Here is a 9,057-nt window from a genome sequence, read left to right on the forward strand (position 1 = left end):
TTGTCTTCCTTAAGCATGGATATATAATATAAACCATATGGTAATAATTTTCAATGTCATTCTGTTTCTCTTGGTTTCCTTTTCGCAGGGACAAGTGCGCGAATGCAGGCTTCTTGTGGCGGACACACCAGAGAAACATGAAAGAGGGCTCATGCATATAAGGTCTCTTGTAGGCTATGACGGGATGGTTTTTCTCTACAAGGACAAAGCGGTAAGGCATTTTTGGAACAAAAACACCTATCTTGAGCTTTATGTTTATTGGATTGACGGGGATAAACTGGTAGGCAAGTCCTATCTGCCTCCTGAGGATAAAGCAGGCACGGTCATAGTGTCTTCTCCAAAGCCTGTGGATACGGTGGTGGAGCTTCTAAAGGGAAGAACCTGCACCTACAAAAATATATTGCTATCACCTTAGCTTGAGAGTGGCAAGGGCGAGAATACCCAGAAGGAGAGACACAATCCACATCCTTACCACTATCTTTGGCTCAGGAACTCCAGAGAGCTCAAGATGATGATGAAAAGGAGCCATCTTAAAGAGCCTTTTGCCCTTTGTGAGCTTAAAGTAGGCAACCTGAAGTATAACAGAAAGCGTCTCAAGGACAAAAATACCTCCTGCAATAGGAAGTAAAAGCTCGGACTTGGAAACCAAGGCTATTGCACCCAAACCTGCCCCCAAAGCCAAAGCTCCCACATCTCCCATAAAAAGCTGAGCTGGAAAGGCATTAAACCACAAAAAGCCAAGTCCTGCACCTAATATGGCAAAGCATAAGACTGTAAGGTCTCCTGCGTAGGGAACATAGGGAATATTCAGATAGTTGGCAATGTCCATATGACCTACTGCGTAGGCTATTATACCCATACTTGCGGCGGTGGTCATCACAGGACCTATAGCAAGACCATCAAGCCCGTCTGTAAGGTTTACTGCGTTAGAAGTGGCAACTATAACCAGCATACCAAAGGGAATGTATAAGAGCCCAAGGTCTATCTGAAGATTTTTGAATAGAGGAAAGTATAGCTTTGTATCAACGCCACTGTACAGGTATATAAAGGTTGATGTCAGTCCAGCGACAAGGACCTGTGCCAAGAATTTTTGCTTGGCGGATATGCCCTTTTTGTTCCTTAGCTTAACAAAGTCATCCCAAAAGCCTATTAGAGCAAAACCCAGTATACAAAAAGCGATAACCCAAAAATAGATAAGGTCAAGCCTCATAAGAAGCAAAGAAGTCAAAAGAACAGAAAGGACTATGATAATGCCACCCATAGTGGGAACATATTTTTTTACAAGATGCCCCTCTGGCGTGTATTCTCTTATGTAGCCCTTGAATAGCCTTTGAATGGCTTTCATTTTTCTCATAAAGATAGGTGTTAGGATAAGGGTAATGGAAAAGGCAATAAAGACTGCCAAAAAGGAACGAAAGGTTATGTATTTAAACACATTGAAGGCAAAGAGGTAATCTCTTAGATATAAGGCTATATGGTAAAGCATCTCAGCACCTGTTTCTACTCAAAAGTCTATCAAGTATTATAGCTACTGCGTTTCTCACCGATAAATGGTTCCAATCTCCTGCACCGTATACGGGTTCAAGGATGTAATCAAAGGTATTCATAAGAGACGGTGGGATGCCATAACCCGTGCCAAAAACTATAAGAAAATCCTTCTCTCTTTTGTGAATTTCCTCCGAAAGCCAGCGATAAGAAACCGTATTAGGATAGGTTCTTGCATCCGTGCCTACTATTATAGGTCTTCTACCCCTTTGTGCTTGCAGGTCTTCAAGGACTTCGTCAAAGGTATAACACAGCTTTACCAGCTTTACCACCTCATTCCTTGTAGGGTTAGTCCTTAAACCTTCTTGAGAGAGCCAATATTCAATCTGCTTCTTTATTATGTATCTTTGACCGTCCACAGGTTGAACTATATAGTAGGTATTTATCTCGTATGCTCTTGCGGGTCGAGCTATATCATGAAGGTCCATGGTGGTGAAGGAAGTGATAATCGTCCTACCCTCTCTGTCCATTGCAGGATAGTGAAGAAGTGCTATAAACACATTGTGGTTTATCATAAGTTTTTTATTATAGCATGTGGCTTTTGTATAGGCGTGGTGGTCTTGGAGATACACTCCTAACTTTCCCTATCCTTGAACTTCTGAAAAAGTCTGGAAGAAATTTCTGGGCGGTAGGAAATACCGACTATTTTGCCATTGCCAAAGAGGTGGGATGGGTGGATATGGTAAGTTCAGAAATGCCAGAAACCGAGTTTGAAGGCAGAATTTTGATAGCTTTTGATGGCAATGTAAAGCCCTTTCCAGAGGAGAGAGTTTGGATAGTGGAGCATTATCTCAAAAGTCTCTCTTTGAAAGGAAGCTTTTCAAAAACCCTCCCCCTAAAACCTTTAGATAAGAGTCCTCTTGAAGGCTATGCGCTCTTGCATCCCTCCAGCGGTTCTTGGAAAAAGAACCCACCCCTTGAGCTATTTTTAAGGATTGAAGCCTTTCTCAAGAGGGAAGGTTATAAGACCATATACCTTGTGGGTGAGGCGGACCAATGGTTAAAAGACCATGTAAAAGACTACTTTGAAAGCTATTCACCACTTGAGATAGCGAGAGCTTTGAGGACAGCCAGGCTGTTTGTAGGACTTGATAGTGGGCTTTCACACCTTGCCAGCTACTGTGGAATTCCTACTTTTGTTTTTTACGGACCTACAGACCCAGTGGTATGGAAACCCATAGGAGAAAAGGTCTTTCAGATAAGCCTTGAGCTCTCTTGTAGTCCATGCTTTCCAGAAGTTTGCGAAGAAAGGAGCTGTTTACATGTAGAAAAACTTTTTGCTAAGTTTTTGAAGGTCTTTAGTGCTTTGAGTTGACTTCTTCTAAAATAGGCTATATGATTTATCTATGACTATTGAGTTTGTTATAGGCATAATAACTGTAATTGGTGCAGTAGTGGGAGTGGGCGTTTTTCTTATGATGCACATAGACAAGAGGCTTGATGACTTTGCGTTAAAACTTTCAGAGGTCAAGGAGGATGTAAAACTCTTAAGACAGGAGCTAAATGACTATAAGATAGATACTGCGAGAAGGTTTGAGGAGGTAAAAGGGGACATAAGACTTTTAAGACAAGAACTGAACGAGCATAAGCTGGAAACCGCAAGAAGGTTTGAAGAAGTGAGAGAAGATATAAAACTTCTAAGACAAGAACTTAATGACCACAAAACTGATACTGCAAGAAGGTTTGAGGAGGTAAAAGAAGACATAGGACTTCTGAGACAAGAACTTAATGACCACAAAGCTGATACCGCAAGAAGATTTGAAGAGGTAAAAGAAGACATAAGACTTCTAAGACAAGAATTGAATGAGCATAAAACCGATACCGCAAGAAGATTTGAGGAAGTAAAGGAAGACATAAAACTTTTGAGACAGGAACTTAACGAACATAAGGTGGAAACTGCAAGAAGGTTTGAGGAGGTAAAAGAAGAGATAAAGTTTGTAAAAGTGGAGGCAGATAAGAAGTTTGAACTTCTAAGACAAGAACTTAGCGAATTCAAGACCGACACCGCAAGAAGGTTTAAAGAGGTAAGGGAAGAGCTAAGGGACTTGAGGCAGGAAACAAGGTCTCTCAGAAATGAGTTTTCCTTCAAGATTGAAGAGCAAAGGCAGGAAGTAAGAGAGCTCAAGGCAGATATAAGGGAAGTAAGGCAGGTTCTCTTTAGAGTCCTTGAGGTCCCTTACACTGGAGGTAAAGAAGAAGGGCATCAATAGAGCTCCACACCCTTTATATGTTCAATTTCTCCATTCCTTATAACTATCACATCAAGCCTGTAGTCTTCCAATGGATATTTATGGAGATAGTGTTCTATGCATCTAAGTAGTCTCTCCATCTTTTTTCTATCCACTCTCTCCGCCGGGTCTCCAAAGTCTGTGGTTTTACCTCCTTTTACCTCTACAAAGACTACCGTATTACCATCAAGGGCAATAATGTCTATTTCACCAACCCTGCAGTGGTAGTTTCTGTGAATAACCTTGTAGCCTATGCCTTCAAGGTATTTTACCGCAAGCTCTTCAAACTCTGCACCCTTCCTCAAGGCTCTGGAGTATCTCCTCTGGCTTTACTACTGCGGTGCCAAGCTTTCCTACCACTATACCAGCACAGAGATTGGCAAGCTCGCAAGCACTATCCCAATCCACACCTGCAAGGGCACAAGCACTAAGCACCGCAATCACAGTATCACCCGCACCAGAAACGTCATACACCTGCTTAGCCTTTGCAGGAAAAACCTTAAACTCACTTCCAAATAGAGCCATACCCCTTGCACCAAGAGTTATCACAAGGGTCTCAAGCCTTAGCTCCCTCTTTAGTCCCCAGCCAAGGTTTTGAAGGCTTTCCTCAGAAAACATACTCCTCGCTTCCTTTTCGTTGGGCGTCATTAAGTTTGCTCCTATGTAGAGCCTTTTGTTTTGAGGTCTTGGGTCAACAGAGAAGAATACCCCTTTCTCTTTGACTCTATCCATAACATCCCTGCAAACCACCCCCTTAGCGTAATCGGATACCACTATGCCATCCACATTTAAGTCCATTCTTTGAAGAATTTCTTCAAGAGGTTTGCCCTCCAGGACTTTCCTGCTTTCGCTATCTATCCTCAAAAGTTGTTGAGAAAGGGCTACTATGCGCGCCTTTTCTGTGGTAGGTCTTTGCGGGTCTTCCACAAGCAAGTCCTCTATGCCTGCTTCTTTTAGCAGTCCTTTTATTATGTGCCTTCCGTAGTCTTGTCCCACCACCCCAAGTAGGTAAGTTTTTACGCCAAGGCTTGCCAAGTTGTTGGCTACGTTTCCCGCACCACCCAGCCTAAATTCTTCCCTCTGGACCTCTACCACTGGCACTGGAGCTTCTGGAGATATCCTTTCCACCTTTCCGAAGACATATCGGTCAAGTATCACGTCCCCCACCACAAGTATCTTTAAACTTTTGAACCTCTCAAGAATCTCTCTAACCCTTTCAGGGCTCATTGACCACCTTTACTTCTTCGCCTTCTTCTATAAATGCCTGATGTAGCTCTCTAACTGCCAACTCCCCGTATTTGTCCTCTATAAGGCAGGATATTTTTATCTCAGAGGTAGATATAGCCATTATGTTTATACCATTTTTGTAGAGAACTTCAAACATCTTTGCAGCGGTCCCATATGAACTCCTCATGCCTATGCCTACCACAGAGACCTTTGCTATTCTGTCATCCCTGACCACTTCCTTTGCTCCTATGCTTTGGGCAACCTTTCTGACTATCTCTTCCGCCTTTGGTGCATCTGCCTTGTTTACCGTAAAGGACATATCCGTATAACCTTCATGAGATACATTCTGCACTATCATATCCACCACAATGTGAGCATCACCAAGGGCTTTAAAGATGCTGTAGGCTATGCCTGGTTTGTCTGGCACTCGCACCACCGTTATCCTTGACTCGTTCCTCTCAAGGGTTATGGCTCTTACTACACTTTTTTCCATCACTTCCTCCTCCGGCACTATCCATGTTCCTTCATTGTCGGTAAAGGAACTTCTTACATGTATCCTCACACCATACTTCATAGCAAATTCTATGCTCCTTGCCTGCATAACCTTTGCACCCAAGGATGCCATCTCAAGCATCTCCTCGTAGGATATAACGGGTATCTTTTTGGCATTGGGCACTATCCTTGGGTCTGCAGTGAATACCCCTTCCACATCCGTGTATATTTCACAGTCCGCACCAAGGGCGTAGGCAAGTGCAACCGCAGAGAGGTCTGAGCCACCTCTACCAAGAGTGGTTATCTCCCAATCTTCCGTCACACCCTGAAAGCCAGCTACCACAGGCGTGTAGCCTTCTTGAAGTAGGTTTTTTAGCCTCTGGACACCTATTTTTCGTATCCTTGCCTTTGTGTGAATCTTGTCGGTAATTATCGGCACTTGCCAACCACAAAGGCTTACCGCAGGGACGCCTAATTTCTGCAAGGTCATGGCAAAGAGGGCTATAGCCTGCTGTTCGCCTGTGGATATCAACATATCAAGTTCACGCTCAGAAGGCAAGGGTTCTATCTGTTTGGCAAGGTTTATGAGCCTGTCTGTCTCTCCTGCCATAGCAGAGGAGACCACCACCACCTTGTAGCCTTCCTTTAACTTTTCAACCACCCTTTTTGCTGAGTTGTATATCCTTTCAAGACTTCCTACAGAAGTCCCGCCGAATTTGACTACCAAAACTTTCATCCATACTATTTTATACTACCCCTTGACAAAGAGAAAAATTTTCGTATAATAATAGCTGTAAAGATAAAAAAGTTAGGGAAAGTTAGAAACTCCCTCCCCCTCCCTCCCCTAATTGTTTTGCCCCACCGCCCGGTGGGGCCTTTCTAAAAATGAGGTTTCCAGAGCTTAAGAAGGCAAAGTTTATAAAAAGGCTTAACAGGTTTGTGGGTCTTGTGTCTCTTGAAGATAAGGTCCACAGTGCCTATATAAGAAACACAGGAAGACTAAAAGAACTTTTATTAGAAGGCAACGAGGTTTATGTGGCAAAACGAGAGAGTGGAAAACATCCCTTTGAAATAGTGCTCGCAAGGATGGGTCAAAACCTTGTATGCATAGATTCTCATATAACTCCCAAGCTGTATGCGGAGTATTTAAACCTGCCCTTGTCCTTTGAGCCTCGCTTTGACAACAAGAGGTTTGACCTTTTGGTGCAGGGAAGACCCGTTGAGGTAAAGTCGGTAAACCTTGTAGAGGGAGAAACCGCACTTTTCCCTGACGCTCCTACAAAAAGAGGAAAAGAGCACATAGAAAAGCTCATAGAGCTATCAAGAGAAGGCTACAAGCCCCTTGTGGTCTTTGTAGTCCAAAGAGAAGACGCAAAAGTCTTCTCCCCAAACTGGAGGGTGGACCCAGAATTTTCTAAGGCACTATTGGACTACTTTCAACTTGGACTTGAAATAAGAGCCTACAAATGCACAGTAAGCCTTGAAGAGATTAAATTAAAAGAGGAGATACCTGTGGAGGTTTTGCCATGAGGATAAGGCTGACTGTCAAGGATGCCCTCATTGTGGTAGATATGCAAAGAGACTTTATGCCAGGGGGTGCCCTGCCAGTGCCAGAAGGAGACAAGATAGTCCCAAGACTTAACCAATACATAAGGCTGTTTTTTGAAAGAGGTTTGCCCGTGTTTTTTACGAGGGATTGGCATCCCCCAGACCATATATCCTTTAAAGACCAAGGAGGAGTTTGGCCCCCACATTGCGTCCAAGACACAGAAGGTGCAAAGTTTCACCCAGACCTATACATACCTCCAGACAATCGCTTTATAATCTCAAAGGGAACGAGTAGAGACTTTGATGCTTATTCTGGCTTTCAGGGAACAATGCTGGACCAACTTTTAAAGGAAAGAGGTATAAGGAGGGTCTTTGTAGGTGGTGTTGCCACAGACTATTGTGTGAAAAACACGGTGCTTGGTGCCATAAACCTGGGATATGAGGCATTTTTGCTACTTGACGGTATAAAGGGTGTGGATGTAAAACAGGGAGACTCCGAAAGGGCTATAGAAGATATGCTTGGTGCGGGTGCGGTGGGTGTGGAGTATGAGGAAGTGCGATGATAAGATGGAAAAAGATGGGACTTTTAGTGCTCACAGGCCTTTCCTGTGTTCCTGCCATAGACTATGAAAAAGCACAACAATATCCCTTATACATAAGGGAAACGAAGGTAGAGGACGTGGTTTTCAAATCTGGAGATAACTGGAAGAGGGCTACTTTTGTGGTTACAAATAGCACAAGGCATAACTGTCAGCTTATATGTGTTGAGTATGGGGCTGGTGGAAGAATAATAGAAAAAACCTGCACCAAAATAGGAAACTACCCTCCTTCCAAGTCCTTAACTATTACAGCATTAGCACCGAAGATAAACCCTCCATATTCAGCGTGGTGTTATACCAATGTGGTTCCCCTGTATAAGTAAAACTACTCTACCGCATATATGCCTCTTAGGTTTCTTCCCTCTTCGTCCCAATCAAGCCCATAACCTACAAGGAAGAGGTTTGGCACCTCAAAGCCCACAAAGTCTGCGTTGAAGTTTACTTTTCTTCTTTCCTTCTTATCAAGCAAAACACAGGTTTTTATCTCCCTTGCTCCTTTTAGTTCCAAAAGCCTGTAGACCTCCGCAAGAGTGTAGCCCGTGTCTAATATATCATCCACGAGTAAAACCCTTAGACCCTCTATATCTCTGTCTAAGTCTTTGACCACCTTTACATGACCTTGGCTTTCCTGCATAGAGCCATAGCTGGAGACCCACATAAAGTCCACCTGCACGGGGATATCAAAAGCCCTAATGAGGTCTGCGGTAAAGACAAAAGCACCCTTCAAAAGACCCACCACCAAAAAGGGTTCACCAAAATAGTCTTGTATCTCCTTGGCAAGCCCTTTTATCCTGCTGGCTATCTCCTCTTCACTTACCAACAGCCTCAGAGCTCTTCCCTTTATTTTCATCTTTTACCTCCAACTCAAGCACCATTTGAAGGGCGTTTTCACCGTCAGAGTAATACCTTTTCCTTTCTGAAACTATTTTAAAGCCCAAAGACTGGTAAAGTCTGATAGCCCTTATGTTAGACCGTCTCACATCCAGCAAAAAACGCTCCGCTTTTCCCCTAAGGTAGTCTATAAGAAAAGTCATAAGCCTTTTGCCATAGCCTTTGCCCCATCGGTCTTTCCTTATAGCTATGGACATTAGAGTGGCATCCTCAAAGATTTTCCACACAACCGCATAGCCTATTATTTCTCCATTCTCTTCAAGCACAAACTTATAGGAATGTTCAAGCTCAAACTCCCTCTCAAAGGCTTTCCTGCTCCATGCGTCAGAATTAAAACATTCTTCACTTATCTTAAGCACTTCCTCTATATCTTCTGGCTTCATCTCCCTTATCATCTTGGATATTCTTTTGCACCCTCCGTTATAGGACCTGCTATGGCTACATTTATCCTCCGCATTTTTTACCTCCACAAAGGCTTTATTGAGATTATATTAAATTCTCATGATAGCGGAGATAAGAGAAAAGTT

At 43.2% G+C, this 9,057-nt stretch carries 13 protein-coding genes; 6 read left to right on the forward strand and 7 right to left on the reverse strand.

Annotated features, from left to right (window positions below):
* The first annotated feature begins 37 nt into the window (after positions 1 to 37).
* Positions 38 to 415, forward strand: a complete 378-nt coding sequence (locus WKI49_00090) for a DUF192 domain-containing protein (protein MEJ7620900.1) — start codon at positions 38 to 40, stop codon at positions 413 to 415.
* Here the strand turns inward: WKI49_00090 and mraY are convergent.
* Both mraY and WKI49_00100 read right to left on the reverse strand, forming a co-directional pair.
* Positions 407 to 1,486, reverse strand: a complete 1,080-nt coding sequence (mraY, locus tag WKI49_00095; GenBank protein MEJ7620901.1) for a phospho-N-acetylmuramoyl-pentapeptide-transferase — start codon at positions 1,484 to 1,486, stop codon at positions 407 to 409. The genes WKI49_00090 and mraY overlap by 9 nt on opposite strands.
* Before the next feature lies 1 nt (position 1,487).
* Positions 1,488 to 2,060, reverse strand: coding sequence for an RNA methyltransferase (locus tag WKI49_00100; protein MEJ7620902.1), 573 nt, complete (start codon positions 2,058 to 2,060; stop codon positions 1,488 to 1,490).
* A 17-nt stretch (positions 2,061 to 2,077) separates the two neighbouring features.
* Between WKI49_00100 and WKI49_00105 the strand changes: the two genes are divergently transcribed.
* Both WKI49_00105 and WKI49_00110 read left to right on the forward strand, forming a co-directional pair.
* On the forward strand, positions 2,078 to 2,860 hold the full coding sequence (locus tag WKI49_00105) for a glycosyltransferase family 9 protein (GenBank protein ID MEJ7620903.1): 783 nt from the start codon (positions 2,078 to 2,080) through the stop codon (positions 2,858 to 2,860).
* A gap of 31 nt (positions 2,861 to 2,891) precedes the next feature.
* Entirely contained in the window at positions 2,892 to 3,755 is an 864-nt protein-coding gene (locus WKI49_00110) for a hypothetical protein (GenBank protein MEJ7620904.1), read from the forward strand.
* Here the strand turns inward: WKI49_00110 and WKI49_00115 are convergent.
* From WKI49_00115 to WKI49_00125, 3 genes are read right to left on the reverse strand one after another with little or no spacing between them, the layout of a single operon-like run.
* On the reverse strand, positions 3,749 to 4,078 hold the full coding sequence (locus tag WKI49_00115; GenBank protein ID MEJ7620905.1) for a YraN family protein: 330 nt from the start codon (positions 4,076 to 4,078) through the stop codon (positions 3,749 to 3,751). The two genes, WKI49_00110 and WKI49_00115, sit on opposite strands and share 7 nt — an antisense overlap.
* Positions 4,056 to 5,000, reverse strand: a complete 945-nt coding sequence (gene rfaE1 / locus WKI49_00120; protein MEJ7620906.1) for a D-glycero-beta-D-manno-heptose-7-phosphate kinase — start codon at positions 4,998 to 5,000, stop codon at positions 4,056 to 4,058. Before rfaE1 ends, WKI49_00115 begins: the two co-directional genes overlap by 23 nt.
* On the reverse strand, positions 4,990 to 6,228 hold the full coding sequence (locus tag WKI49_00125; GenBank protein ID MEJ7620907.1) for an aspartate kinase: 1,239 nt from the start codon (positions 6,226 to 6,228) through the stop codon (positions 4,990 to 4,992). Before WKI49_00125 ends, rfaE1 begins: the two co-directional genes overlap by 11 nt.
* A gap of 149 nt (positions 6,229 to 6,377) precedes the next feature.
* Between WKI49_00125 and sfsA the strand changes: the two genes are divergently transcribed.
* The 3 genes from sfsA to WKI49_00140 are packed head-to-tail and all read left to right on the forward strand — an operon-like array spanning position 6,378 to position 7,962.
* Positions 6,378 to 7,022, forward strand: coding sequence for a DNA/RNA nuclease SfsA (gene sfsA / locus WKI49_00130; protein MEJ7620908.1), 645 nt, complete (start codon positions 6,378 to 6,380; stop codon positions 7,020 to 7,022).
* On the forward strand, positions 7,019 to 7,603 hold the full coding sequence (locus WKI49_00135) for a nicotinamidase (GenBank protein ID MEJ7620909.1): 585 nt from the start codon (positions 7,019 to 7,021) through the stop codon (positions 7,601 to 7,603). Before sfsA ends, WKI49_00135 begins: the two co-directional genes overlap by 4 nt.
* The gene (locus WKI49_00140) at positions 7,600 to 7,962 is read left to right on the forward strand and encodes a hypothetical protein (GenBank protein ID MEJ7620910.1); all 363 of its coding nucleotides are present in this window, start codon (positions 7,600 to 7,602) and stop codon (positions 7,960 to 7,962) included. The genes WKI49_00135 and WKI49_00140 overlap by 4 nt, the downstream gene beginning before the upstream one ends.
* A 2-nt stretch (positions 7,963 to 7,964) precedes the next feature.
* Here the strand turns inward: WKI49_00140 and hpt are convergent, their stop codons facing one another.
* Together hpt and rimI are read right to left on the reverse strand one after the other, a co-directional pair.
* Positions 7,965 to 8,489, reverse strand: a complete 525-nt coding sequence (gene hpt, locus WKI49_00145; protein ID MEJ7620911.1) for a hypoxanthine phosphoribosyltransferase — start codon at positions 8,487 to 8,489, stop codon at positions 7,965 to 7,967.
* Positions 8,449 to 8,925, reverse strand: coding sequence for a ribosomal protein S18-alanine N-acetyltransferase (rimI, locus tag WKI49_00150; GenBank protein ID MEJ7620912.1), 477 nt, complete (start codon positions 8,923 to 8,925; stop codon positions 8,449 to 8,451). The genes hpt and rimI overlap by 41 nt, the downstream gene beginning before the upstream one ends.
* Positions 8,926 to 9,057 lie beyond the last annotated feature (132 nt).

The sequence above is a fragment of the Aquificaceae bacterium genome (assembly GCA_037722135.1).
In the GTDB taxonomy this organism is placed as follows: Bacteria; Aquificota; Aquificia; order Aquificales; family Aquificaceae; genus Pampinifervens; species Pampinifervens sericum.

What these genes read in the sequence shown, in the direction of transcription:
- rfaE1 (MEJ7620906.1), bottom strand. Translation starts at nt 5,000, where the DNA reads ATGAGCCCTGAAAGGGTTAGAGAGATTCTTGAGAGGTTCAAAAGTTTA.
- WKI49_00110 (MEJ7620904.1), top strand. Translation starts at nt 2,892, where the DNA reads ATGACTATTGAGTTTGTTATAGGCATAATAACTGTAATTGGTGCAGTA.
- WKI49_00100 (MEJ7620902.1), bottom strand. Translation starts at nt 2,060, where the DNA reads ATGATAAACCACAATGTGTTTATAGCACTTCTTCACTATCCTGCAATG.
- WKI49_00125 (MEJ7620907.1), bottom strand. Translation starts at nt 6,228, where the DNA reads ATGAAAGTTTTGGTAGTCAAATTCGGCGGGACTTCTGTAGGAAGTCTT.
- WKI49_00090 (MEJ7620900.1), top strand. Translation starts at nt 38, where the DNA reads ATGGTAATAATTTTCAATGTCATTCTGTTTCTCTTGGTTTCCTTTTCG.
- mraY (MEJ7620901.1), bottom strand. Translation starts at nt 1,486, where the DNA reads ATGCTTTACCATATAGCCTTATATCTAAGAGATTACCTCTTTGCCTTC.
- rimI (MEJ7620912.1), bottom strand. Translation starts at nt 8,925, where the DNA reads ATGATAAGGGAGATGAAGCCAGAAGATATAGAGGAAGTGCTTAAGATA.
- hpt (MEJ7620911.1), bottom strand. Translation starts at nt 8,489, where the DNA reads ATGAAAATAAAGGGAAGAGCTCTGAGGCTGTTGGTAAGTGAAGAGGAG.
- sfsA (MEJ7620908.1), top strand. Translation starts at nt 6,378, where the DNA reads ATGAGGTTTCCAGAGCTTAAGAAGGCAAAGTTTATAAAAAGGCTTAAC.
- WKI49_00140 (MEJ7620910.1), top strand. Translation starts at nt 7,600, where the DNA reads ATGATAAGATGGAAAAAGATGGGACTTTTAGTGCTCACAGGCCTTTCC.
- WKI49_00105 (MEJ7620903.1), top strand. Translation starts at nt 2,078, where the DNA reads ATGTGGCTTTTGTATAGGCGTGGTGGTCTTGGAGATACACTCCTAACT.
- WKI49_00135 (MEJ7620909.1), top strand. Translation starts at nt 7,019, where the DNA reads ATGAGGATAAGGCTGACTGTCAAGGATGCCCTCATTGTGGTAGATATG.